The 23940-nt window shown below is 60.9% G+C and carries 20 protein-coding genes; 12 read left to right on the forward strand and 8 right to left on the reverse strand.

What is annotated here, in order from left to right; translation table 11 throughout:
- Positions 1 to 94: 94 nt before the first annotated feature.
- Both ACQY47_RS02535 and rpiB read right to left on the reverse strand, forming a co-directional pair.
- Positions 95 to 1075 carry a sugar-binding transcriptional regulator gene (locus tag ACQY47_RS02535; protein WP_017135920.1) on the reverse strand — a complete coding sequence of 327 codons (981 nt, stop codon included), beginning with the start codon at positions 1073 to 1075 and terminating at the stop codon, positions 95 to 97.
- Positions 1076 to 1138: 63 nt separating this feature from the next.
- Entirely contained in the window at positions 1139 to 1600 is a 462-nt protein-coding gene (gene rpiB, locus ACQY47_RS02540) for a ribose 5-phosphate isomerase B (protein WP_016969738.1), read from the reverse strand.
- A 283-nt stretch (positions 1601 to 1883) separates the two neighbouring features.
- Between rpiB and ACQY47_RS02545 the strand changes: the two genes are divergently transcribed.
- The 7 genes from ACQY47_RS02545 (at position 1884) to dhaL (ending at position 9158) form a co-directional block, all read left to right on the forward strand.
- Positions 1884 to 3371 carry a sugar ABC transporter ATP-binding protein gene (locus ACQY47_RS02545; protein WP_099549144.1) on the forward strand — a complete coding sequence of 496 codons (1488 nt, stop codon included), beginning with the start codon at positions 1884 to 1886 and terminating at the stop codon, positions 3369 to 3371.
- Entirely contained in the window at positions 3368 to 4345 is a 978-nt protein-coding gene (locus ACQY47_RS02550; RefSeq protein WP_017135922.1) for an ABC transporter permease, read from the forward strand. Before ACQY47_RS02545 ends, ACQY47_RS02550 begins: the two co-directional genes overlap by 4 nt.
- Before the next feature lie 34 nt (positions 4346 to 4379).
- On the forward strand, positions 4380 to 5387 hold the full coding sequence (locus ACQY47_RS02555; RefSeq protein WP_017135923.1) for a substrate-binding domain-containing protein: 1008 nt from the start codon (positions 4380 to 4382) through the stop codon (positions 5385 to 5387).
- 79 nt (positions 5388 to 5466) lie between these two features.
- Positions 5467 to 6222, forward strand: a complete 756-nt coding sequence (locus ACQY47_RS02560; RefSeq protein WP_428555318.1) for an SDR family oxidoreductase — start codon at positions 5467 to 5469, stop codon at positions 6220 to 6222.
- Between the two features lie 27 nt (positions 6223 to 6249).
- Positions 6250 to 7365 (forward strand): MDR/zinc-dependent alcohol dehydrogenase-like family protein, encoded by a 1116-nt coding sequence (locus ACQY47_RS02565; RefSeq protein ID WP_138452506.1) that lies wholly within the window; start codon positions 6250 to 6252, stop codon positions 7363 to 7365.
- A 140-nt stretch (positions 7366 to 7505) separates the two neighbouring features.
- Complete coding sequence (locus ACQY47_RS02570; RefSeq protein WP_428555322.1) at positions 7506 to 8507, forward strand: dihydroxyacetone kinase subunit DhaK; 1002 nt, start codon at positions 7506 to 7508, stop codon at positions 8505 to 8507.
- A 3-nt stretch (positions 8508 to 8510) separates the two neighbouring features.
- A complete protein-coding gene (gene dhaL / locus ACQY47_RS02575) occupies positions 8511 to 9158 on the forward strand; it encodes a dihydroxyacetone kinase subunit DhaL (RefSeq protein WP_138453652.1) in 648 nt (215 codons plus the stop codon).
- Here the strand turns inward: dhaL and ACQY47_RS02580 are convergent.
- Positions 9115 to 10014 carry a LysR family transcriptional regulator gene (locus ACQY47_RS02580; protein WP_428555326.1) on the reverse strand — a complete coding sequence of 300 codons (900 nt, stop codon included), beginning with the start codon at positions 10012 to 10014 and terminating at the stop codon, positions 9115 to 9117. The genes dhaL and ACQY47_RS02580 overlap by 44 nt on opposite strands.
- A gap of 150 nt (positions 10015 to 10164) precedes the next feature.
- Here ACQY47_RS02580 and ACQY47_RS02585 point away from each other — a divergent pair, with 150 nt between their 5' ends.
- Positions 10165 to 11679: an MFS transporter gene (locus ACQY47_RS02585; protein ID WP_428555329.1), complete on the forward strand. Its 1515-nt coding sequence runs from the start codon at positions 10165 to 10167 to the stop codon at positions 11677 to 11679.
- 119 nt (positions 11680 to 11798) lie between these two features.
- On the opposite strand, the gene sohB is transcribed toward ACQY47_RS02585, so the two are convergent.
- Positions 11799 to 12824 carry a protease SohB gene (gene sohB / locus ACQY47_RS02590; RefSeq protein WP_017135929.1) on the reverse strand — a complete coding sequence of 342 codons (1026 nt, stop codon included), beginning with the start codon at positions 12822 to 12824 and terminating at the stop codon, positions 11799 to 11801.
- Positions 12825 to 13017: 193 nt separating this feature from the next.
- Here sohB and ACQY47_RS02595 point away from each other — a divergent pair, with 193 nt between their 5' ends.
- Positions 13018 to 13728 (forward strand): histidine phosphatase family protein, encoded by a 711-nt coding sequence (locus ACQY47_RS02595; protein ID WP_017135930.1) that lies wholly within the window; start codon positions 13018 to 13020, stop codon positions 13726 to 13728.
- 56 nt (positions 13729 to 13784) lie between these two features.
- On the forward strand, positions 13785 to 14099 hold the full coding sequence (locus tag ACQY47_RS02600; protein ID WP_395599959.1) for an SCP2 sterol-binding domain-containing protein: 315 nt from the start codon (positions 13785 to 13787) through the stop codon (positions 14097 to 14099).
- Between the two features lie 63 nt (positions 14100 to 14162).
- Here the strand turns inward: ACQY47_RS02600 and ACQY47_RS02605 are convergent, their stop codons facing one another.
- The 3 genes from ACQY47_RS02605 to ACQY47_RS02615 form a co-directional block, all read right to left on the reverse strand.
- Complete coding sequence (locus ACQY47_RS02605; RefSeq protein WP_428555334.1) at positions 14163 to 14756, reverse strand: hypothetical protein; 594 nt, start codon at positions 14754 to 14756, stop codon at positions 14163 to 14165.
- Positions 14757 to 15061: 305 nt separating this feature from the next.
- The gene (locus ACQY47_RS02610; protein ID WP_428555337.1) at positions 15062 to 17698 is read right to left on the reverse strand and encodes an MGH1-like glycoside hydrolase domain-containing protein; all 2637 of its coding nucleotides are present in this window, start codon (positions 17696 to 17698) and stop codon (positions 15062 to 15064) included.
- A 132-nt stretch (positions 17699 to 17830) separates the two neighbouring features.
- On the reverse strand, positions 17831 to 19240 hold the full coding sequence (locus tag ACQY47_RS02615) for an OprD family outer membrane porin (RefSeq protein ID WP_428555340.1): 1410 nt from the start codon (positions 19238 to 19240) through the stop codon (positions 17831 to 17833).
- Between the two features lie 288 nt (positions 19241 to 19528).
- On the opposite strand from ACQY47_RS02615, the gene hglS reads away from it, so the two are divergent.
- On the forward strand, positions 19529 to 20905 hold the full coding sequence (hglS, locus tag ACQY47_RS02620) for a 2-oxoadipate dioxygenase/decarboxylase HglS (RefSeq protein WP_236462796.1): 1377 nt from the start codon (positions 19529 to 19531) through the stop codon (positions 20903 to 20905).
- 146 nt (positions 20906 to 21051) lie between these two features.
- Here the strand turns inward: hglS and ACQY47_RS02625 are convergent, their stop codons facing one another.
- Complete coding sequence (locus ACQY47_RS02625; RefSeq protein WP_056860349.1) at positions 21052 to 21276, reverse strand: DUF465 domain-containing protein; 225 nt, start codon at positions 21274 to 21276, stop codon at positions 21052 to 21054.
- A gap of 174 nt (positions 21277 to 21450) precedes the next feature.
- Between ACQY47_RS02625 and tkt the strand changes: the two genes are divergently transcribed.
- Positions 21451 to 23514 carry a transketolase gene (gene tkt, locus ACQY47_RS02630; protein ID WP_428555345.1) on the forward strand — a complete coding sequence of 688 codons (2064 nt, stop codon included), beginning with the start codon at positions 21451 to 21453 and terminating at the stop codon, positions 23512 to 23514.
- Positions 23515 to 23940 lie beyond the last annotated feature (426 nt).

Raw genomic sequence — 23940 nt, forward strand, 5'->3', positions numbered from 1 at the left:
CTTGCCTGCGATAGCATCACCTCGGTGTTACTGAAAGACCGAGTTGTCTGTATCGCAGGCAAGCCAGCTCCCACAGTTTTTGACCTTTGTACATTCAGGACTTACGCGTCGCATCATCCAGCGCCAGAATCGTGTGCGCATTCGTCACCGTGGTCGCCAACGTATTAATCACCCCCGAGCGCAACGCGCCAAGCGTCGCCGCCGCCTTGGTGTTCTCGCTGGCAATCGCCACCACATCCGGGATGCGAAACAACTCCTGCACGGTCAATCCGATCACCCGACCTTGAATCGCGTTGACCGCCGGCTGGCCGTGGATGTCGATAAAGTCATACCCCATCATGTCACCCACCGTGCCGGACAAGCGCGCCTGGGCGATCTCCTGCGGCGAGAACCAGCCCATGCGCACCATGTTGCTGTTCTCGCTCATGTCGCCAATGCCGATCAGCGCGATGTCTGCACGCCGCGCGCGATCAAGGGTTGAGCGCACGGTGTCATTGTTGATCAGCACGCCGCGCAATTCCGGGTTGGCCACCAGTGCCGGCGCATACAGACTTTCACTCTCGCCACCAAAACGCAGAGCCAGGCGTCGGCAGATATGGTCGGGGTTCATGTATTCGCCCGCCTTGAGCGAACCGCCGATCGCACAGACAAATGTGCAGTTGCGCGTCACCGGCAAGAACACGTTGTCGGCAACCGCGCCGACGTTACGGCCCATGCCGACGGCGACGATCATGCCGTCGCTCAAGGTTTTGTTCAGGTAATTGGCCACCAGGCTGGCGACGGCCGAGCGCTGGGTGTCGGGTTCGCTGTGGTCGACCGCGATCAGCGCGCGGTCGAGCTTGAAGCGCTCCACCAGCGCACGCTCCAGCTCGTTGTTCATCGCCGGGTGCTGCAACACCCGAACCTCGACAATTCCTTCATCGCGCGCACGTTTGAGCAAGCGGCTGACTTTGGCCCGCGACAGGTCGAAGCGCTTGGCAATGGCCTCCTGAGTGACGTTCTCAAGGTAATAGAGCATCGCCACTTCGGTCATCTGATCGATATCGCTGGCAATGCGCTGGGTACTGTCACTCATGGGGACGGGCTTCCGTTTCGGCGTCAAAAACCCATTCTCCCGACTCTTGCCCCGTCCCGTCCACTACTGATGCCCATCGCGCTCGATCGCGTTGATACGCTCGACCTTGGCCCCGGAACGCGCCGCCTCAAACTCCGACTCCAGAAACGATTTGACGATGCTTTTGGCCAGTTCGGCGCCGATCACCCGTGCGCCAATAGAGAGGATTTGTGCATCGTTGCTCTTGCGGGCGCGCTCCGCCGAATAGGTGTCATGGGCCTGGGCCGCACGAATGCCCAGTACTTTATTGGCCGAGATGGCCATGCCAATCCCGGTGCCGCATACCAGCACGCCGAGGCGTTGCTGCCCGGCATTGATGGCGGTGGCCACCGCCAGCGCGATGTCCGGGTACAGCACCGGCGCGGTGGAGTGGGTGCCGAAGTCGGTCACCGGGTAACCCAGCGCCTCGATATGGCGCTTTAACAGCTCTTTGAGCTCAAAACCCGCTTCATCGCATCCGATAGCCACCGGGAAAGGTGTGTTCATGGCGTCTGGCTCCGCTGCCGTTTAGGTACTTTAGACTGATCATTTGATCACTCAATGAAATTTCGCTCAGTTATTTCTCGGGTATTGCGGCCCTTCTGTCAAGCGAGTTTTAGCTGACCTCCTAGTCAAAGCCGTCTAAACAGGCATGATTTGCGCAAACAGGCGTATTTATAACTTTTTAGTGAAAGCGATTGACTGATCAGAATTTCATTTGATACACATATGATCACAGCAAAACATGACTGTGCGACCTAATAAGAATTCACAGCACGAGGACACGCCGATGGCCACGCCATTACTGCTCCAGGCTGAACACGTCGCCAAGGCTTACGCCGGGGTGCCTGCCCTGCGTGACGGGCGCCTTTCTCTGCGGGCCGGCAGCGTGCATGCGCTGTGCGGCGGCAATGGCGCCGGCAAGTCGACCTTCCTGAGCATCCTGATGGGCATCACCCAGCGTGACGCCGGGACCATCCTGCTCAACGGCACGCCCGTACAGTTCAACCGCCCAAGTGAAGCCCTGGCGGCGGGGATCGCGATGATCACCCAGGAACTGGAGCCCATCCCTTACATGACCGTCGCCGAAAATATCTGGCTGGGCCGCGAACCGCGCCGCGCCGGTTGCATCGTCGACAGCAAGACCCTCAACCGCCGCACCCGCGAGCTGCTCGAAAGCCTGGAATTCGAGGTCGATGCCACCAGCCCCATGCACCGCCTGAGCGTGGCGCAGATTCAACTGGTGGAAATCGCCAAGGCGTTCAGCCATGACTGCCAGGTGATGATCATGGACGAACCGACCTCGGCAATCGGCGAGCGCGAAGCGGAAACCTTGTTCAAGGCCATTCGCCGCCTCACCGCACGCGGCGCCGGTATCGTGTACGTGTCGCACCGTTTGAGCGAGCTGGCGCAGATCGCCGACGAGTACAGCATCTTCCGTGACGGCGCCTTTGTGGAAAGCGGCCGCATGGCCGATATCGACCGCAACCACCTGGTGCGCGGGATTGTCGGCCAGGAGCTGACACGCATCGACCACAAGGTCGGCCGCGAATGCGCCGCCAATACCTGCCTGCAAGTCGACAACCTGAGCCGTAATGGCGAGTTCCACGACATCAGCCTGCAACTGCGCCAGGGCGAAATCCTCGGCATCTATGGGCTGATGGGTTCGGGGCGCAGCGAGTTTCTCAACTGCATCTATGGGCTGACGGTTGCGGACTCCGGCAGCGTGACCCTGCAAGGCAAGCCCATGCCCATCGGCCTGCCCAAAGCCACGATCAACGCCGGCATGTCGCTGGTCACCGAAGACCGCAAAGACAGCGGCCTGGTGCTCACCGGCAGCATTCTTTCCAACATTGCGCTGTCGGCCTACAAGCGCCTGTCGAGTTGGTCGCTGATCAATGCGCGCAAGGAAACCCAACTGGCCGAGGACATGGTCAAGCGCCTGCAGATCAAGACCAGCTCACTGGAACTGCCGGTGGCGTCCATGAGCGGCGGCAACCAGCAGAAAGTCGTGCTCGCCAAATGCCTGTCGACCGAGCCGGTGTGCCTGCTCTGCGACGAGCCGACCCGTGGCATCGATGAAGGCGCCAAGCAGGAGATCTACCACCTGCTCGACCAGTTCGTGCGCGCCGGTGGCGCTGCCATCGTGGTGTCGTCCGAAGCCCCGGAACTGCTGCATTTAAGTGATCGCATCGCCGTATTCAAGGGCGGCCGACTGGTGACCATCAGCACCGACACCGCCCTTTCCCAGGAAGCCTTGTTGAGTCTTGCCTCATGAATGCCAAAACCATCGCACCGCCCATGACCACCGCGCCGCGCAATCGCCTGCGCTTGTCCCTCGACCGCTTCGGCCTGCCGCTGGTGTTTATCCTGCTGTGCGTGGTGATGGCGTTTTCCAGCGAATACTTCATGACCTGGCGCAACTGGATGGACATCCTGCGCCAGACCTCGATCAACGGCATCCTGGCCGTAGGCATGACCTACGTGATCCTCACCAAGGGCATCGACCTGTCGGTGGGCTCGATCCTGGCCTTTGCCGGGCTGTGCAGCGCCATGGTTGCGACCCAGGGTTATGGCCTGCTGGCGGCCGTCAGTGCGGGGATGTTTGCCGGTGCGATGCTCGGTGTGGTCAACGGTTTTATGGTCGCCAACCTGTCGATCCCGCCGTTCGTGGCCACCCTCGGCATGCTCAGCATCGCGCGGGGCATGACCTTTATACTCAATGACGGCAGCCCGATCACCGACCTGCCCGACGCCTACCTGGCGCTGGGCATCGGCAAGATCGGCCCGATTGGCGTGCCCATCGTGATCTTTGCGGTGGTCGCACTGATCTTCTGGATGGTGCTGCGCTACACCACTTACGGCCGCTACGTGTACGCGGTGGGCGGCAATGAAAAGAGTGCGCGCACCTCGGGTATCGGCGTGCGCAAGGTGATGTTTTCGGTGTACGTGGTCTCGGGTCTGCTCGCCGGGTTGGCCGGCGTAGTGCTGTCGGCACGCACCACCTCCGCCCTGCCCCAGGCCGGGGTTTCTTATGAGCTGGACGCGATTGCCGCCGTGGTGATCGGCGGCACCAGCCTGTCGGGCGGCACCGGCAGCATTGTCGGCACGCTGTTTGGTGCGCTACTGATCGGCGTGATCAACAACGGGCTGAACCTGCTCGGCGTGTCCTCCTATTACCAGCAGGTCGCCAAGGGCCTGATCATCGTGTTCGCAGTACTGATCGACGTGTGGCGCAAGAAAAAACGCTAGAGAACGACCCACAACAATAACCGGAGTTCTACTCATGAAACTTGGTACCACTTTGGCCGCCGCGGCGACCCTCACCCTGCTCGCCAGCAGCATTGCCTTTGCCGCCGATGGCAAGACCTACAAGATCGGCGCGGCCGTCTACGGCCTCAAGGGCCAGTTCATGCAGAACTGGGTCCGCGAGCTGAAAGAACACCCGGCGGTCAAAGACGGCACCGTGCAACTGACGGTGTTCGACGGCAACTATGACGCCCTGACCCAGAACAACCAGATCGAAAACATGGTGACCCAGCACTACGACGCCATCCTGTTCGTGCCGATCGACACCAAGGCCGGTGTCGGCACCGTGAAGCAAGCCATGAGCAACGACGTGGTGGTCATCGCCTCCAATACGAAAGTAGCCGATGCCTCCGTGCCTTATGTGGGTAACGACGACGTGGAAGGCGGCCGCCTGCAGGCCCAGGCCATGGTCGACAAGCTCAACGGCAAAGGTAATGTGGTGATCATCCAGGGCCCGATTGGCCAATCGGCGCAGATCGATCGGGAAAAGGGCGAGCTGGAAGTGCTGAGCAAGCACCCGGACATCAAGATCATCGAGAAAAAGACCGCCAACTGGGACCGCGCCCAGGCCCTGACCCTCACCGAAGACTGGCTGAACGCGCACCCCAAAGGCATCAACGGCGTGATCGCGCAAAACGACGATATGGCCCTGGGTGCCGTGCAGGCGCTGAAGTCTCACGGGTTGACCTCCAAAGACGTGCCGGTCACCTCTATCGACGGCATGCCGGACGCGATCCAGGCGGCGAAGAAAGACGAAGTCACCACCTTCCTGCAAGACGCCCAGGCCCAATCCCAAGGCGCGCTGGATGTGGCGTTGCGCGCACTGGCCGGCAAGGACTACAAGCCGCAATCGGTGATCTGGGAGCGCTACGGCAAGGACGTGAAATGGGGCGATGGCACCGCCAAGAACTACATCCTGCCGTGGGTGCCCGTCACTAACGCGAATGCCGATGCGCTGTACCAACAAGTCAGCGGCGGCAAGTAGTTCTCACCTTGAAATAAGGTCAAGTGTGGGAGCCAGCTCCCACATTGGATCTCTACTGCTTTCGAAAATGGAGTCATTCATGTCTGGATTCTGGAACCAAGCCTTCGACCTCTCCGGCCGTTGCGCGGTGATCACCGGCGGCGCCGCCGGCATTGGCCTGGCCTGCGCCCACCTGCTGGTGGAGCGCGGCGCCCGCGTGGCCTTGCTCGACCGCGACCCGGCGGTGGTGCACGTCGCGGCCAGCCTGGGCGACGGCCACCTGGGTATTGCCGTCGACCTCGGCCAGGTCGGCCAGATACAGCACACCATCGACAGCGTATTCGAACACTTCCAGCGCCTGGATTACCTGATCAACAGCGCCGGCGTGGTGTTGCTGGACAAGGCCATCGACGTCAGCGAAAGCGCCTGGGACACCACTCTGGACATCAACCTCAAGGCCAGCTTCTTTGTGGCCCAGGCCTGCGCCAGACACATGTTGGCGCAGGGCAGCGGGCGCATCGTCAACCTGGCCTCCCAGGCCGCCGTGATTGGCCTGGACCGTCACGTCGCCTACTGCGCGAGCAAGGCCGCCATCGTCGGCATGACCAAAGTGCTGGCCATGGAGTGGGCACCGCAGATCAACGTCAACGCCATCTCCCCGACCATCGTCGAGACCGCCCTGGGCAAGAAAGCCTGGGCCGGTGAAGTCGGTGAAAAGGCCAAATTGCAGATCCCGGCCGGCCGCTTCGCCCAGCCGGAAGAAATCGCCGGGCTGGCGCTGTACCTGCTCAGCGACGCCGCGCAGATGATCACCGGCGCCAACATGGTGATCGATGGCGGCTACAGCATTCAGTAATTCATCTTTTGTCGTGAGGTTTTTGCCATGTCCACCGCCACCGAACGCACACCTGAACACCTCTCCCCGGTCATCCCGAAAACCATGCAGGCCGTGGTCTGCCACGGCCCGGAAGACTATCGCCTGGAAACTGTCGACGTGCCCACGCCCGGCCCCGACGAGATTCTCACCAAAGTCGAGCTGTGCGGCATCTGCATGGGTGACATCAAGACCTATCGCGGCGCGCCGTCGTTCTGGGGCGATGCCGAGCAACCGCGCTATGTGAAGCCGCCGATGATTCCGGGGCATGAGTTCGTCTGCCGTGTGGTTGCCCTCGGCCCAGGCGCAGAAAAACGCGGCGTGGCAGTCGGTGACCGAGTGATCTCCGAGCAGATCGTGCCGTGCTGGGGCTGCCGTTTCTGCAACCACGGCCAGTACTGGATGTGCCAGAAGCACGACCTCTACGGTTTCCAGAACAACGTGCAGGGCGCCATGGCCCAGTACATGATCTTTACCAAGGAAGGCATCATCCACAAAGTCCCGGAATCCATCGCCCCGGATGAAGCCATTTTGATCGAACCGCTGGCCTGCTCGCTGCACGCGGCCGAGCGCGCGAATGTCGACCATGACGACGTGGTGGTGGTCGCCGGTGCCGGCACCTTGGGCCTGGGCATTATCGGCGCGGTGCGCCTGCGCAACCCGAAAAAGCTCATCGTGCTGGACATGAAACCCGAACGCGCCGCCCTCGCCTTGCGCATGGGCGCCGACGAGGTGTGGAACCCGGCCGAAGTCGACGTGATGGCCAAGATCCGCGCAATGACCGACGGCTATGGGTGCGACATTTATATCGAAGCCACCGGGCACCACAAGGCGGTGAACCAGGGCCTGGCGATGCTGCGCAAACTGGGGCGCTTCGTCGAATTCAGCGTGTTTAATGACGAGGCCACGGTAGATTGGTCGATCATCGGCGACCGAAAGGAACTGGATATTTTGGGTTCACACCTGGGGCCGTACATGTACCCGCGCGCCATCGATTTTATCGGCAACCGCAAGATCGACATGCGCGACGTGGTGACTCACAAGTTTGCGTTGGCGGACTTCAAGGAAGCATTTGCGGTGATGGAGCGCGGGGACAAGTCGCTCAAAGTAGTCCTGCAACCCTGATTTCAACAACACCACCTCACCCTGTGGGAGCCGGGCTTGCCCGCGATGGCGGTGGCAACTGACACACCGCTATCGCAGGCAAGCCAGCTCCCACATTAGATGGTTGTTGCCCTTCAAGAACAAGAACAGGAACCCGCGTTATGAATCGAGTCATCAACGATCCGGACCAAGTGGTCGAGGACATGCTGCGCGGCATCCTGGTCGCGCACCCCGAGCTGCGCCAGTACGAAACCAACCCAAGGGTCATCACCAAGGCCAAGCCATCGGCAGCCGGCCGCGTCGGCATCGTCACCGGCGGCGGCTCCGGCCATGAACCGGCCTTCCTCGGTTACGTCGGCCCAGGCCTGGTGGATGCCGTGGCCGTCGGCGAGATTTTCTCTTCACCCACCGCCAAAAGCTTTTTCGACGCCTTCCGCGCCGCTGACCATGGCGCGGGCGTGGCCTGCCTGTACGGTAACTACGCCGGCGACAACATGAACGTGAAGCTGGCCATGAAAATGGCTGCCAGCAAAGACATGCGCATCCGCACCGTGGTCGCCAACGACGACGTGGCTTCCGCGCCCAAGGCCGATATCGCCAAGCGCCGTGGCGTGGCCGGCGAAATCTTCATGTGGAAGATCGGCGGCGCTGCGGCTGCCCAGCATTACGACCTGGATGGCGTGATTCGCGTTGCACAGAAAACCGTGGATAACTGCCGCTCCATCGGCATCGGCCTCACGCCCTGCACCATTGCAGCCGTGGGCAAGCCGAACTTCCAGATTCCCGATGGCCAGATGGAACTGGGCATCGGCCATCATGGCGAACCGGGCATTGAAGTGATCGCCATCGAACCGGCTGCCGCCATGGCCGAGCGCATGCTCGCGCCGATCCTCGCCGACCGCGATTTCAGCCAGGATGACAGCGTGGTGGTGCTGGTTTCGGGCCTGGGCGCCACGCCGGTGATGGAGTTGTATGTGTTCTACGCCGAGGTCGAAAGCCAACTCAAGGCCAAGGGCTTGAAGATTCACCGCTGCTACGTCGGCAACTACTTCACCTCCCTGGAAATGATGGGCGTGACCCTGACCCTGCTCGGCCTCGACGCCGAGCTTAAAACCCTGATCGACCAACCCTGCTGTTCCATCGGCATGACCCAGGCGGAGTGAACCATGAGCCAGCATTTTTCCACCCGCGACGGCAGCGCCATTGTCGCTGACCTGGTCAGCGTGATCGTGGCCAACCGTGAATACCTCAGTGAAATCGACGGCGCCATTGGCGACGGCGACCACGGCATCAACATGGCCAAGGGCTTTGCCCATTGCGGGCGCAGCCTCGAAGGCCGCCAACTGACCCTGGCCGAAGCTCTGGATGAACTGACCCTGAGCCTGATGGAAGGCATCGGCGGCTCCATGGGGCCGCTGTATGGCAGCCTGTTTATCGGCATGGCCGACGAAGTGCGCAGCAGCGATGACATCGACGCGGCAACCTTTGCCCACCTGCTGCGCGGCGGCCTGACCTCGTTGCAGGACATCACCGAAGCGGGCGTGGGCGACAAGTGCTTGATGGACACGCTGATCCCGGCGGTTGAGGCCTTTGAGCGTGCGCATGCCGGTGGCGCTTCTTTCAACGATGCGCTGGAGGCAATGAAAACCGCCGCGTCCCAAGGGCGAGATTCGACCAAAGACCTGATCGCCAAAATCGGTCGCGCCAGCCGCCTGGGCGAGCGCTCGCTGGGTGTACTGGATGCGGGGGCGGTGTCGTGCTGCCTGATTCTTACGCGCCTGGCCGATTCCGTGCAGCCCCGGCTGACTGCTTGACCTGCTGGATATACCGCGCCACCGCCGGCGCTTTTTCAAAGCGCCGGTGAATCAGCGACAGCCACGACAACGCTGCATCATCCTGATGAATCGTGCGGTAGACCACGCCTGGCAAACCCACATGCCCGACCATCGATGCCGGCACCACCGCCACGCCCTGCCCTAACGACACCAACGCCACCACCGCAACCAACCCGCCCGGCTGCGGCCCCAGGCGCGGCGCGAAGCCGCCTTGGGCCGCCACGTGCAAGGTGCCGTTAATTTGTTCCGGCAATATAAACGTCTCGTTTTGCAGGTGTCCGCAGCCGATGGCCTTGAGCCCCAGCAGCCAGGAATCCTGAGGCAGCGCCAACACAAAGCCTTCGCTGTCCAGGCGCACCGCCTCCACACTGTCGGGCAAGGTCATGGGCGAGCGGATATAGCCGATGTCATAACGCCCATCGGCCACCGCGCCGGGCAAGGACGCCATGGCGCATTCGCGCACATTCACGCTCACATCGGGAAACGCCTGGCTGAACGCCTGCATTTGTTTTTGCAGCAGCCCCGAATACACCGCCGAAGCCACATAACCCAACTCGATATGCCCGATTTCTCCCCGCCCGGCGCGCTGGGCGTTGCGTTGGGCGAACTCGAACTGGCGCACGGTGGCTTCAGCCTCTATCAGCAAGGCGGCGCCGGCTTCGGTGAGGCTGACTTCACGTTGCTGACGGATAAACAGGCGCGTGCCCAGCGTGGCTTCCATGTCCTGAATTTGGCGGCTCAAGGTCGGCGGCGCGATGCCCAGTTGCTCGGCAGCGCGGGTGAAATTGCGCTGCCTGGCGACGGCGAGGAAGTAGCGGAAATGGCGGATTTCCATTTTTGAATTAGCTCAAAGGTAATGAAGTGCGGCGCTCCAGCTAATAAAACAGACCATAGTCGGAGATAAGCTCAGCGCACACCTACACTAGAGAGCCCTTGCGATGCACGTCAACTGTCTTTCCCACATTACCTGTAAGGCAATCAAGACATGAGCCGGGTCAGCCCGCGCCTCACCCTGCTGACCGCCTCCGGCGTCTGCTCGCTGATTGTGCTCGACACCAATATCGTCGCCGTCACCCTGCCAAGTATTGCGCGCGACCTGGGTGCGAATTTCGCCGATATCGAGTGGGTGGTCAGCGCCTACATGCTGGCGTTCGCCGCCCTGTTACTGCCCGCCGGCAGCATCGCCGACCGCTTTGGTCGCAAGCGGTCGCTGATCTGGGGCTTGAGCATTTTCATCCTCGCCTCGCTGGGGTGTGGCGCTGCACCGAATGCGTTGCTCCTGGACATCGCCCGCGCCGTCAAAGGCGTCGGCGCAGCCTTGCTGCTGACCTCTGCCCTGGCCTCCATCGGCCACACCTTTCACGATGAAGTAGAGCGTGCCAAAGCCTGGGCGTTCTGGGGTGCGTGCATGGGCGTGGCGATGACCGCCGCGCCGACGCTCGGCGGCGTGATCACCCAGTACTTGGGCTGGCGCTGGATCTTCTACCTCAACCTGCCCGTGGGCCTGGGGTTGATGGCGTTGGCGCTGCGGGCGATTCCCGAATCACGCGACACTCAATCGGCACGCCTGGACCCATGGGGCAGCCTGGCCTTCAGTGCCAGCCTGCTGTGCCTGATCTGGGGTTTGATCGAGGCCAATCGCATCGGCTGGGACAGCCCGCTGACCTACGCACGCCTGATTGGCGGCGCAGTGTTGCTGGGGGTGTTTGTGCTGGTCGAACGTGTGCAGCAGCGGCCCATGGTCGACTTGCAACTGTTCCGGCACCCGCGTTTTATCGGCGCGCTACTGGGGATGTTTGCCTACGCCGGGTGCGCTCAGGTGATGATGACGTTGCTGCCGTTTTATCTGCAAAACGGTCTGGGGTTTTCGGCCATAGCGTCGGGTCTGGGTATGTTGCCGTTTGCCCTGACCATGCTTATTTGCCCACGCATCGGTGCACGGCTGGCCGGACGCTTTGCGCCTGCAACGATGATGGCAACCGGTTTGATTCTGGTGGGCTGCGGCAATCTGTTAAGCGCCTGGGCGGTCAATGCGGGCGGTTATCTGCCCTTCGCGCTGGCGATTGCGGTGACGGGCGCCGGTGCGGGCCTGCTCAATGGCGATACGCAGAAAAACATCATGGCCTGCGTGCCACGTGACCGCGCGGGCATGGCGTCGGGCATGAGTACCACCATGCGTTTCAGCGCGATCATGTTGGCCATCGGCGTGTATGGGGCGTTGCTGAGCAGCCATAGTGAGCAGTTGCTGAGCACAAGTATCGACCCGCAATGGCAGGCGCAGGTGGCGGGGATTGCGTCGCGGGTGGTGGCCGGGGATATGCCGGCGGCGATGGGCTTGCTGCCGGAACCGGCGCGGGCGATGGTGCAGCCATTGGCCCGACAGGCGTTTGTGGGTGGGTTCAGCGGGGTGTTGTGGGTGGCGGGGTTGTTGGGGTTGCTGGGGGCATTGGTGGTGGGGACGTTGATGCGAAAGCCGATACCCGCCCTGGCGCAAAACTAAAATGTGGGAGCGGGCTTGCCCGCGATTACGGTGTATCAGCCGACAACTATGTTGCCTATGCCACCGCCATCGCGGGCAAGCCCGCTCCCACATGGATCACCTGGGTCTTCAGATGTGGGTTACCAGAATCGCTGCTGGGTCAACCGGCTCCACCAGGTCAGCAATACACGGTCCACCGAGCCGCTGGCCGCCAGGCCCACGCGTTCTTGCAGGCTTTTACGCTCGGCGTAGTGCAGGTGGAACACCTCGGCCGTCTTGGCCTTGGTCGCCAGGTATTCGTCGCTGGTTTGCAGTTCATCGACCAACTGTTTGTCGAGCGCTGCAACACCCAGCCACACTTCTCCGGTCGCGACGTCATCGATTGCCAACTGCGGGCGATAGCGCGACACAAAGTTCTTGAACAACTGATGGGTGATGTCCAGGTCTTCCTGGAACTTCTCCCGCCCCTTCTCGGTGTTTTCGCCAAACACGGTGAGGGTGCGTTTGTATTCACCGGCGGTCAGCACTTCAAAGTCGATGTCGTGCTTTTTCAGCAGGCGATTGACGTTGGGCAACTGCGCCACCACGCCAATGGAGCCGAGGATGGCAAAGGGTGCGCTGATGATCTTCTCGCCAATGCACGCCATCATGTAGCCGCCGCTGGCCGCAACCTTGTCGATGCACACGGTCAACGGCACGCCGGCCTGACGAATACGCGCCAGCTGCGACGAGGCCAGACCATAGCTGTGCACCATGCCGCCGCCGCTTTCCAGGCGCAGCACCACTTCGTCTTTCGGCGTGGCCAGGCTCAGCAGCGCGGTGATTTCATGGCGCAGGCTCTCGGTGGCCGAGGCCTTGATGTCGCCGTCAAAATCCAGCACAAATACCCGTGGCTTGGCCTCGGGTTTCTTCTTGCTGTTCTTCTTTTCGGTCTTGCTTTCGGATTTGCGCAGGGCCTTGAGCTGGTCCTTGTCGAGCAGGCTCGACTCGAGGCGCTCACGCAGGCCTTTGTAGAAATCATTGAGCTTGCTGACCTGCAATTGGCCGGCGGATTTGCGCCGCCCCTTGCTGCGCAACGCGGCGAAACTGATCAGTACCACCAGAATAGCGACCACCAGGGTGACGGTCTTCGCCAGAAAGCTCGCGTATTCGGCCAAAAAATCCATATGTCTCCTTAAAAAAGCACGGCGCCAGGCGCGGATGGCCCCAGCATACCGACGGCACCGCCTTCGGACCAGTGCTCAAACCGCCAGCAGTCGTCCTCTAACGCGCTTTTAAAACAAGCGTATGTTTTTTCATTGACAGCTCCCTGCCATCCTCATAACCTCGCCAGACTTTCAACGTACCGGGAAAACGGACGTGGGCAGCATCTATCTGATTCGACATGGCCAGGCCTCCTTCGGTGCAGACGACTATGACGTCCTGTCGCCCGTCGGCGTAGAGCAAGCGCAAGTACTCGGTCGCCACCTGGCCGACCTGGGTCTGACGTTTGACCGCTGCCTGTCTGGCGACCTGCGTCGCCAGCAGCACACTGCCTCCGCCGCATTCGATCAATACCGTGCCCTCGGCCTGTCAGCCCCAGCACTGGAAATCGACCCGGCCTTCAACGAATTCGACGGCGAAGCGATCATCCGCGCCCTGCTCCCCGACCTGCTGACCACCGAGCCTCACGCCTTGGATATCCTGCGCAACGCTGCGCAAAACCGCAGTGAGTTCCAGCGCATTTTCGCCCTGATCATCGAGCGCTGGCTGGCCGGCACCTACGACCCACCCGGTCTGGAAAGCTGGCTGGGTTTCGTGGAACGTGTGCAGGGCGGCCTGCAACGCATCCTGGAAGCCGCCGAGAACACCGACAAGATCGCCGTGTTTACTTCCGGCGGCACCATTACCGCCCTGCTCCACCTGATTACCCGAATGCCTGCCGCGCAGGCCTTCGAACTGAACTGGCAAATTGTTAACACCTCGCTCAACCAGCTTAAATTCCGTGGTCGCGAGGTGGCACTGGCTTCCTTCAACAGTCATACCCACTTGCAACTGTTGAAGGCGCCGCAGCTCATCACATTCCGATGAATTGCGGCCAACCGTGACCCCAAGGTCACTGGACTCTACCTTAAAGGATCGAAACCATGACTGACGTAGCCAAAGCTGTAGAAGCAATGAAAGCCAAATTCAACCCAGGCGCTGCCGACGGCCTGGACCTGGTGTTCGGTTTCCGTATCGACGACACCCAGAACTTCTCGCTGGTGGTCAAGAACAACACCTGCGAACTGCTGGAAGGCGAAAACCCTGACGCCCAGGTTACCCTGGTGACCGACGGCGAAACCATGGAAGGCATCGTCAGCGGCGAGACCGACGGCATGCAGGCCTTCATGAGCGGCAAGCTGCGCACCGAAGGCGACATGATGCTGGCCATGAAACTGAGCGAGCTGTTCCCGGCCTGATAACGCCGCGCTCAAAAAAAATCCCGCCTTTCGGCGGGATTTTTCGTTCAGCCAGCCTCCCGGTCAGCGGGTGTTGGCGTTATCCATTTCTTCGAACGTGTCCATGTACGCAGGGTCATTACCATCGTTTTCACGAATCACACGCCCTTCATACTCGGCGGTGATTTCACCGGTATTGACGTCAAGCCCAACCACGACCACCAGCTTGTATTTGCCCACTTGCAAGTACATGTCATAGAGGTCCCGGGGTTCATCAGGCGCCATAAAAAAGCTGTAGCTGTAACGTACGCGCTTGGTTAACACGGGCCACTGTGCTTCAAACGTGCGGGAATCGAAGGATGGGAGCACATCGCTGATTCCACGCAGCGCGGCCTCTACCAGTTGGTCATTGTCCTTGGCCTTGAAGACCACCGGATGAGTGCGAGTCATCGACCGCATAGGGTTGGGAACAATATCCGTTTCAAGGCGGTACATGCCGCTGCTGAACCATTTTGTTGCATCGAAGGTGTTCTCACCTTTCTCGCATTCGCGGCAATGCATCATCAGCGGGGCCGCGGCGCTTTCTCGGGAATACAGTGAAGTCATGAACACACCGCAGGTGAGTAGCAATACCCCCAATAGGCCTGCACTGCCAACCCGCGCGATAACATTCGCCATCGTCTACATCCTTGTCTGAAGGGGCGGCGAATTTACCTGATTCAGACCTCTTGGTGGCGGGATTTTTTTGCCCGTCATTTCACAAGCGATGTAGTTTTAATGTGGGAGCTGGCTTGCCTGCGATAGCCATAGGTATCTACACAACTTTTGAAGGCAGCCAATTTCTCCTGTGGCGAGCAGGCTTGCAACAGACTCCGTGTTAACCGGTTGTGTAGATACCTATGCTGCGATAGCGGTGGGTCAGCCCACCCGTGTGTGGCTGATGGCAAGCCAGCTCCCACAGAAAATTGAATCAGTGGTGCGGCTTAGCTTTTCGGCTGCAGCAACAACGCCACCAACGCACTCCACCCGGTCTGATGCGACGCCCCCAACCCACGCCCGGTTTCGCCATGGAAATACTCATGGAACAACACCAGATCGCGACTGGCCGGGTCTGCTTCCAATTGCGCATAGCCCGCCATCGACGGGCGCAGGCCATCTTCATCGCGCAAAAACAAGCGGGTCAAACGTTGGCTGAGGCTGTCGGCCACTTCTTCAAGGGACGCCAGATAACTACTGCCCGTCGGGTACTCCACCGAGAAGTTATCCGCGTAGTAGCGGTGAAACTCGCGCAGCGACTCGATCAGCATGTAGTTCACCGGCATCCACAGCGGCCCGCGCCAATTGGAGTTGCCGCCGTATAAACGTGAGTCGGACTCGCCGGGCTGGTAGCGCGCGCACAGGGTGTCGCCGTTCATCTTCAGCGCCAGCGGCTGCTCGGCGAAGGCCTTGGATAACGAGCGCACGCCAAACGTCGACAAAAACTCCTGGTCATCGAGCATGCGCCGCAGCAGGTCCTTGGTGCGTTCGCCGCGCAGCAAGGCGAGCAACAGGCGGTTGCCCTGCCCCGGTTCGTTCCAGCGCGACACCAGCTTGGCGAGGTCAGGCCGGTGTTTCATGAAGCCCAGCAGCCGCTCACGCAAGCCTTGCAGGCCTTCGTGCTCGCGTTGCTCCAGCACCAACACGGCAAACAACGGCATCAGGCCGACGATGGAGCGCAGGCGCACCGGCTCGCTCTGGCCGTCCGGGCGGTGCAGCACATCGTAGAAGAACTGGTCCTGCTCATCCCACAAGCCTTCGGCGCTGTCATCGACACGGTTGATCGCACCGGCGATGTACAGGAAGTGCTCGAAAAACTTCACCGCGATATCCACGTACACCCCATTGCGCTTGGCCAGCTCCAGGCCGATGCGCATCAGGTCCAGGGCATAGGCGGCGACCCACGCGGTGCCGTCGGCCTGATCCAGCTGGTAGCCGGGCGGCAAGGTGGCCGAGCGGTCGAACAAGGCGATGTTGTCCAGGCCCAGGAAGCCGCCCTGAAACAGGTTGCGGCCCTCGGCGTCCTTACGGTTGACCCACCAGGAAAAATTCAGCAGCAGCTTGTGGAAAATCCGCTCGAGGAAATCCATGTCACCCACGCCGGTCAGCGCCTTGTCCTGCTGATACACGCGCCAACTGGCCCAGGCATGCACCGGCGGGTTGGCGTCGTCGAAACGCCATTCATACGCCGGCAGCTGGCCATTGGGGTGCATAAAACGGTCTTTGACCAGCAACAACAGCTGTTGCTTGGCATACCCCGGATCAATCAGCGCCATCGCTACGGCCTGGAAGCCCTGGTCCCAGGAGGCGTACCACGGGTACTCCCAGGTGTCGGGCATGGACAGGATGTCGAAGTTCGACAAGTGCCGCCAATGGGTATTGCGGATGTGCAGGCGCTCGGGCGGCGGCGCGGGTTGGGCCGGGTCGCCGTCGAGCCACTGGTTTACATCAAAGTAGTAGAGCTGCTTGGACCACAGCAACCCGGCCAGGGCCTGGCGCTGTACATTGCGCGCGTCAGCATCGGCAATGCCTTGCTGCAGGGCGGCGTAGAAGTCGTCCGCCTCTTGGCGACGCAGCTCGAACAGCTTGCGTGCATTGACCTCAGGCGCGTCCACCGGCGCAAACCGCAGGTACAGGGTTTTGCTCTGCTGGCCCGCCAGTTCGAGGCTGAAACGCGCGGCGACCTTGGTGCCCGTGTCGCGACGGATTGCCGAGTCTGCGCCGCCCACCACGTAGTCGTTGATGCCGTCCTTGAACGGCCCCTGCGCCGGTTGCCCATCGAGCTTGGGGAAGTTGCTTTCGTTTTCGCAGAACAGCCACTCCAGGCCGTCCTCGCCCCAGGCGCTGAGATGGCGATCGGTCAGCTCATGATGCCGGGCCAGCACCCGTTCACCATCCAGGCGCAACTGCGGCTTGGGCGCGTCAAAGGTCCAGCTCCAGTCATTACGCGCCCACAGTTGGGGCAGCACCTGCACACGCGTCGGCTGGTCCGCGCGGTTGTGCACGGTGACGCGCATGAAAATATCATCGGGCTGATGCTTGGCGTATTCAACCGTTACATCACAGTAGCGGTTGTCTTCAAATACGCCGGTGTCGAGCACTTCGTACTCGGCATCCTCAAGCCCACGGCGGGCGTTTTCGGCGATCAGGTCGGCGTAGGGAAACGCCGCATGCGGGTATTTGTAGAGCATGCGCATATAAGCATGGCTGGGCACGCCGTCGACAAAAAAGTACAGCTCCTTGACGTCTTCGCCGTGGTTGCCCTCGGCGTTGTTGAGGCCGAACAGGCGCTCCTTGATGATGCTGTCACGCTCGTTCCACAGCGCCAGGCCCAGGCACCAGCGTTGCGCCTTGTCGCTGAAGCCGGCCAGGCCGTCCTCGCCCCAACGGTAGGCGCGGCTGCGGGCGTGTTCGTGGGGGAAGTAGGCCCAGGCATCGCCGTCGGCGCTGTAGTCTTCGCGCACCGTGCCCCATTGGCGTTCACTCAGATACGGGCCCCACTCGCGCCAGCGCTCGGCGTCTTCGGCGGCCAGGCGCTGGCCTTCAAGGGTTGCAAGGATGTTGGTTGCGGGCGTGGCCGTCATTGGGTCCTCCATCACTGACACAGTGGGGGCAGTGTAAAACCCATCCGTGCGCGGATGCACATGAAGTCGTGTTCGCGCGCGCAAAAAAAAGAGGCCGCTGACTAGGCGGCCTCCGTTTGTGGCGGCGCGAGCTTAGAAGATCGCGTAGGTGTAGTTGAAGATCAGGCGCGTCTGGTCCTGGTCCGCAGTGCCGGTGTTGTGACCTTTGTAAGTACCAGTACGGAAGGTGGTGCCGAAGCCTTTGAGCGGGCCTTGCTGCACCACGTAATCCAGGCGGAAGTCGGTTTCGTTTTCTTTCTGATCCGAACCACCGGCCACTTTGGACTTGATGCCCGTGCCGTCCAGGTACGCCACGGAGGCTTTCAAGCCTGGCACAAGGGCCTTGAAGTCGTAGGAGTACTGGCCAAAATTGACCTGCTCGCCCGCGCGGGAGAACTGGCCCACCACGGCGTCGGTGAACAGGTAGAAGTCGCTGCCGCCCGCGCCTTGTGCGTTTGGATCAGCGATGCTGCCCTGGTTGACCCAGACGAAGCCGCCGTCATCGCTCACACCGATGTGACCGAGCATCAGGCTGCTGCCACCCAACTGGTAAGTGAACGCGGCGCTGTAGGTTTTGTTGTCCACTTCACCGGCGTGCTTGGCGTAGCCGCCGTTGTTGTTGAACTGGTAGCCGGCGTCACCGTTTTTGCCGTCGCTGGTGCTGTCGAAATAACGCAGGTCAGTCTTGAACGATTGGTCATTGCCCAATGGCAGCACGTGAACCAGGCCGAAGTAGTTCTGTTTGTAGAAGTCCTGCAGGTCGGCGTAGTAGTACTGCAACGTCAGGTTTTTAGCGATGGCGTTGTCGGACGAGCCAAACGGCTTGTAGTCCACACCGCCGAACTTGAAGCTGTCGCTGTCGCGGGTACCGCCGGCAACGCTCAAGCCCGTGGAGTTGCTGGAAGCACGGCCTTCGGCACGGTTGAGCTCACCACCGGTGAAGGTCACGTTGGGGATGTCGTTGGAGGTCAGGATGCCGCCGTCGAAGGTCTGCGGCGCCACACGGCTGTCGTTGGAAACCAGAATAGGCAACACCGGGGCCAAACCGCCACCGACGTGCAACTCGGTCTGGGAAATACGGAATTTCACGTTACCCGCAGCGCGACTGAAACTGTCGGCGGGTTCAGTGCCGTTGTTTTTGGTCGGGAAGAAGCTGTTGCCGTTACCCGCCAGGCCCGGGCCTGCGGCGTGGCCGTCGCCACCGTCCAGACGCAAGGCGCCGAACGCCATCACGTCAAAACCGACGCCCAGGGTGCCTTGGGTGTAACCGGATTTGTAGTCAAAACGCAGCAAGGTCGCGGCTTCGCGCAGATCGTTGTTGGTGCCCGAACGGTTGTCCGCGCTGTAGTACATGGTCCGCGAACTGACAGCCGCATGGCTGTCTTCAAGGAAACCGCTGTGACCCGTGCCCGTGCCCAGAGAACCGAGCCCGAAGTCATCAGCGCACGCTTGTTGCGCGAGCAACGCTGCGGTGATGGATAACGCCAGTGTAGAAATTTTCATGTGTAACGGCCCCTAAACATTTTTTTATGTGCGTTGTGTGCAAACGGCGTTTTCATCCCTACAAACGTAACGATTGTTTCATGAGGACCGGGGCGCGCCTCGTGAAGAATTAGTTAGGAAAGTACCCGTGAAAATGAAATTTTCCTGGCGCCGATTTTTGTCATATTCATGTCATTTCATTCATTTGCAGAATGAAGTCCTGAGGATTCTTCGTTTGCCAGCCCCCTTAAAGCCCAACAGAATCCAGAGAAAGGCCGCACCCTCACCACCGTGTTCAGGAATTTTTCTATGCCAAGTGCCGCGTATGTCAGCCCCGACGAGATTCGCAAAGACTTTTCCAGGGCCATGTCCGACATGTACCGAGATGAAGTTCCGCTTTATGGCGCGCTGATGGAGCTGGTGGCCGAGACCAACACGCGGGTTTTGGACAGTGATTCCGGCCTGGCCAAACAACTGCAGCGCACCGGTGAAATGGAGCGCCTGGCCATGGAACGCCACGGCGCCATCCGCCTGGGCACCGCCCATGAGCTGGCCACCATCGGCCGTCTGTTTGCGGTGATGGGCATGCAGCCGGTGGGCTATTACGACCTCACACCCGCCGGTGTGCCGGTGCATTCCACGGCCTTTCGCGCCGTGCATGAACAGGCGCTGCAGGCCAGCCCGTTCCGCGTCTTTACCTCCCTGCTACGCCTGGAATTGATCGAAAACCTCGAGCTGCGCGCCTTCGCCGAAAGCGCCCTGGCCAAACGCTCGATTTTCACCCCTGGCGCCTTGGCGCTGATCGAGCAAGCCGAACGCGACGGTGGCCTCAACGCCGCGGATGCCCAAGCGTTTATCCGCGAGGCCCTGGAAACCTTTCGCTGGCACCACACCGCCACCGTGACCGGCGCCCAATACCAGCAATTGAGCGACCAGCATCGCCTGATCGCCGACGTGGTGGCGTTCAAAGGTCCGCACATCAATCACCTGACCCCACGTACTCTGGACATCGATCAGGTGCAGGCCGCGATGCCCGGCAAAGGCATCACGCCCAAAGCCGTGATCGAAGGCCCGCCACGTCGCCAGTGCCCGATCCTGCTGCGTCAGACCAGCTTCAAGGCGCTCGACGAGCCCATCGCGTTTACCGACGCAAAAGGCAGCCACAGCGCGCGCTTCGGCGAAATAGAACAACGGGGTGTGGCGTTGACGCCAAAGGGTCGCGCCCTGTACGACCAGTTGCTGAACGCGGCGCGCGACGAACTGGGCGCCTTCCCGAATGAGGGCAACGCTGCACGTTATGTCGAACTGATGGCGCAACACTTTCAGGCCTTCCCCGATAACCACGCGCAGATGCGTGAACAGGGCCTGGCGTATTTCCGCTACTTCGTCACCGAGAAAGGCTTGGCGGCACGCGGCCAGGCCGGTCAGCCGCAAACGTTGGAGGCCTTGATGGCGGCCGGGCACGTGGCGGTGGAGCCTTTGGTGTATGAGGATTTTCTGCCGGTGAGTGCGGCGGGGATTTTCCAGTCGAACCTGGGCGATGCGGCGCAAAGTCACTACACAGCCCATTCGAACCAGGCTCAATTCGAGCAGGCGCTGGGCCGCCGGACGATTGATGAATTGAAGCTGTATGCCGAGACGCAGCAGCGCTCCATGGATGAATGCATCCAGGCGCTGCGTGCATGAAATAGGATGCCCGCCCGGCTCAGCAGCGCAATCCTTGCGCCGCAACAGTCCCCAGAGCCGGGTGGACGGCCGGCATCATAAGCAGTGAAACGCCGGCTGTCGCTCAGACAATTCTGAACAAATATGTCCGCGTCCTGTAGGACGTTTTATTGCAGCAAGTCCCTGATCTCGTCTTTAACCAACAGGCGTTTATCCTTCAGCTTCTTCAACGCCTCATCACTACCGGATGCCTTTTCGGCGCTCACCACCTGCTCATCGACGGTGTTGTACTTATCAAACAGCGCGTTCAAATGGGGATTTTTCGCCCGACGCCCGTCGACCTCTTCCTTGCTCAAACCCAAATCCTGATACAGGTCGTGTTTCACTGGCATGGAGTACCTCCGCAAGTTGTTCAATGGCCTACGCTTTGAAACTAGCCCATTACAAGGGCTCTTGTCATGTCTTGGGTCAAGGCGGTCCCGTTCGTCGTAATGCGCATGATGGGATCAAACCTTTGCCGTGCCCTGCCCTCCACTGTAGATCGCCACCCGAGGGAGAACGGTTTCATGACTCACGCTGCCACTGCTGTCGACACCCAATGCATCAACACCATTCGCACCCTGGCCATGGATGCCGTGCAAAAGGCCAACTCCGGCCACCCCGGCACGCCCATGGGCCTGGCACCGGTGGGCTACACGCTGTGGAGCCGCTTCCTGCGTTACCACCCCGAACATCCGGATTGGCCTAACCGCGACCGCTTTGTCTTGTCGGTGGGGCACGCCTCGATGCTGTTGTATTCGCTGCTGCACCTGGCCGGTGTGGTCGAGATTGATGCCCACGGCAAGCGCTCCGGCCAGCCGGCGATCAGCCTGGACGACATCAAGCAATTCCGGCAGATGAGCTCCAAGACCCCCGGCCACCCCGAGTACCGCATGACCACCGGCGTGGAAACCACTACCGGCCCGCTGGGCCAGGGCTGCGCCAACAGCGTCGGCATGGCCATGGCCGAACGCTGGCTGGGCAAACGCTTTAACCGCGACGGCCAGGTGCTGTTCGACTACAACGTCTACACCCTGTGCGGTGATGGCGACATGATGGAAGGCATCAGCAGCGAAGCGGCGTCGATGGCCGGGCACTTAAAGCTCGATAACCTGTGCTGGATCTACGACAACAACACCATCAGCATCGAAGGCCACACCGAGCTGGCGTTCAGCGAAGACGTGATCAAGCGCTTCCAGGCCTATGGCTGGCACACCTTGCACGTCACCGATGCCAACGACCTGCAAGCCCTGAGCGCAGCGCTGGAAACCTTCCAGGCCAACACCGGCGCGCCAACCCTGATTGTGGTCGACAGCGTGATCGGCTACGGCTCACCGCACAAACACAACACCGCCGCCGCCCATGGCGAGCCATTGGGCGAGGAAGAAATCCGCCTGACCAAGGCGGCCTACGGCTGGCCGCAGGATTCCAGTTTCCTGGTGCCCGACGACACCCGCACGGTGCTGCGCGATGCGCTGCTGGAACGCAGCCAGCCGCTGTATGAAACCTGGCAGCAACACCTGGCGCAGCTGGAGCAGTACGAACCGGAACTGGCCGATGAATTGCGCCGCATGCGCGCCGGCGAAATGCCGGAGCATTGGCAGGACGAACTGCCCCACTTCGACACCGACGCCAAGGGCATCGCCAGCCGCGCCGCCGGCGGCGAAGTGCTGAATGCCTTCGCACAACAAATCCCCTGGCTGCTGGGCGGCTCGGCGGACTTGTCGCCATCGACCAAGACCAACCTCACCTTCGACGGCGCCGGGCGTTTCAGTGCCGATGACTACAGCGGGCGCAACCTGCACTTCGGCATCCGCGAGCACGCCATGGGCGCGATTGCCAATGGCATGGCGCTGTCCTACCTGCGGCCGTACACCTCGACCTTCCTGGTGTTCAGCGACTACATGAAACCGCCGATCCGCCTGGCGGCAATCATGGAATTGCCAGTGGTGTTCGTATTTACCCATGACTCGATTGGCGTGGGTGAAGACGGCCCGACGCACCAGCCCATCGAACACCTGACGCAACTGCGCGCCACGCCAGGGTTGCTCACCTTGCGCCCCGGCGATGCCAACGAGACGTTGGAGCTGTGGAAGGTGGCCCTGGCACAAACCCATCGGCCGAGCTGCGTGGTGTTGTCGCGCCAGGCGTTGCCGACCTTGGATCGCACAAAGTATGCGGCGGCGTCTGGGGCGGCCAAAGGCGCTTATGTGTTGGCGGGTGCCGATAAGCCTGAGGTGCTGCTGTTGGCGACCGGCAGTGAAGTGAGCCTTGTGGTGGCGGCTTATGAGCAGTTGCAAGCTGAAGGCATTGCCGCTCAGGTCGTGTCGATGCCCAGCTGGGAATTGTTTGAAGACCAGGATCAGGCGTATCGCGACAGTGTCTTGCCGCCCGCGGTAAAAGCCCGTGTGGTGGTGGAGCAGGCAGGCCCGCTGGGTTGGGACCGCTACGTTGGGCAGACTGGCGCTAAAGTGGTGATGAACAGTTTTGGCGCGTCGGCGCCGTTGGCCAAGTTGCAGGAAAAGTTCGGGTTTACGGTGGAGAATGTGGTGAAGCAGGCCAAGGAGCAGATTCGACTGACTGGGCGTTGAGGCTGGGCGTTGAGGGGGCATTGGACTTGCTCCCTCAAAAAGTAAGCAAAAAGTCCTCGCCCCAACACTCGGTGCCTCGCTATGGCTCGGCATGCCCGCAATCCGTCAGTGATTTGGGGGGCGATTTCAGATCAAGATCAAAAGCGCAGATCAAAAGACTGCTGACTTCGTCATCGAAAAGAATGTAAGAGCCGGAGCAACAGCAACAGCAGAGCCATACTCGGTCAAAGGTGGGAGCTGGCTTGCCTGCGATGGCATCAACTCTGTGTGCCTGATATACCGAGGTGTCTGCATCGCAGGCAAGCCAGCTCCCACAGAAAAGCAGCTCTTCAGTGCATGCAAATCCGCAGTCGATCTCATATTCAAAACTGCATGCGCTCCCACATTTAGACCCCGCGGCATCAGGTAGATAGGCTTTTGCCTTGC

The organism is Pseudomonas edaphica (assembly GCF_965277385.1).
Lineage (GTDB): Bacteria > Pseudomonadota > Gammaproteobacteria > Pseudomonadales > Pseudomonadaceae > Aquipseudomonas > Aquipseudomonas edaphica.

Coding starts and splice junctions, on each gene's coding strand:
- ACQY47_RS02535 (WP_017135920.1), bottom strand. CDS start 1,075: ATGAGTGACAGTACCCAGCGCATTGCCAGCGATATCGATCAGATGACC.
- rpiB (WP_016969738.1), bottom strand. CDS start 1,600: ATGAACACACCTTTCCCGGTGGCTATCGGATGCGATGAAGCGGGTTTT.
- ACQY47_RS02545 (WP_099549144.1), top strand. CDS start 1,884: ATGGCCACGCCATTACTGCTCCAGGCTGAACACGTCGCCAAGGCTTAC.
- ACQY47_RS02550 (WP_017135922.1), top strand. CDS start 3,368: ATGAATGCCAAAACCATCGCACCGCCCATGACCACCGCGCCGCGCAAT.
- ACQY47_RS02555 (WP_017135923.1), top strand. CDS start 4,380: ATGAAACTTGGTACCACTTTGGCCGCCGCGGCGACCCTCACCCTGCTC.
- ACQY47_RS02560 (WP_428555318.1), top strand. CDS start 5,467: ATGTCTGGATTCTGGAACCAAGCCTTCGACCTCTCCGGCCGTTGCGCG.
- ACQY47_RS02565 (WP_138452506.1), top strand. CDS start 6,250: ATGTCCACCGCCACCGAACGCACACCTGAACACCTCTCCCCGGTCATC.
- ACQY47_RS02570 (WP_428555322.1), top strand. CDS start 7,506: ATGAATCGAGTCATCAACGATCCGGACCAAGTGGTCGAGGACATGCTG.
- dhaL (WP_138453652.1), top strand. CDS start 8,511: ATGAGCCAGCATTTTTCCACCCGCGACGGCAGCGCCATTGTCGCTGAC.
- ACQY47_RS02580 (WP_428555326.1), bottom strand. CDS start 10,014: ATGGAAATCCGCCATTTCCGCTACTTCCTCGCCGTCGCCAGGCAGCGC.
- ACQY47_RS02585 (WP_428555329.1), top strand. CDS start 10,165: ATGAGCCGGGTCAGCCCGCGCCTCACCCTGCTGACCGCCTCCGGCGTC.
- sohB (WP_017135929.1), bottom strand. CDS start 12,824: ATGGATTTTTTGGCCGAATACGCGAGCTTTCTGGCGAAGACCGTCACC.
- ACQY47_RS02600 (WP_395599959.1), top strand. CDS start 13,785: ATGACTGACGTAGCCAAAGCTGTAGAAGCAATGAAAGCCAAATTCAAC.
- ACQY47_RS02605 (WP_428555334.1), bottom strand. CDS start 14,756: ATGGCGAATGTTATCGCGCGGGTTGGCAGTGCAGGCCTATTGGGGGTA.
- ACQY47_RS02610 (WP_428555337.1), bottom strand. CDS start 17,698: ATGACGGCCACGCCCGCAACCAACATCCTTGCAACCCTTGAAGGCCAG.
- ACQY47_RS02615 (WP_428555340.1), bottom strand. CDS start 19,240: ATGAAAATTTCTACACTGGCGTTATCCATCACCGCAGCGTTGCTCGCG.
- hglS (WP_236462796.1), top strand. CDS start 19,529: ATGCCAAGTGCCGCGTATGTCAGCCCCGACGAGATTCGCAAAGACTTT.
- ACQY47_RS02625 (WP_056860349.1), bottom strand. CDS start 21,276: ATGCCAGTGAAACACGACCTGTATCAGGATTTGGGTTTGAGCAAGGAA.
- tkt (WP_428555345.1), top strand. CDS start 21,451: ATGACTCACGCTGCCACTGCTGTCGACACCCAATGCATCAACACCATT.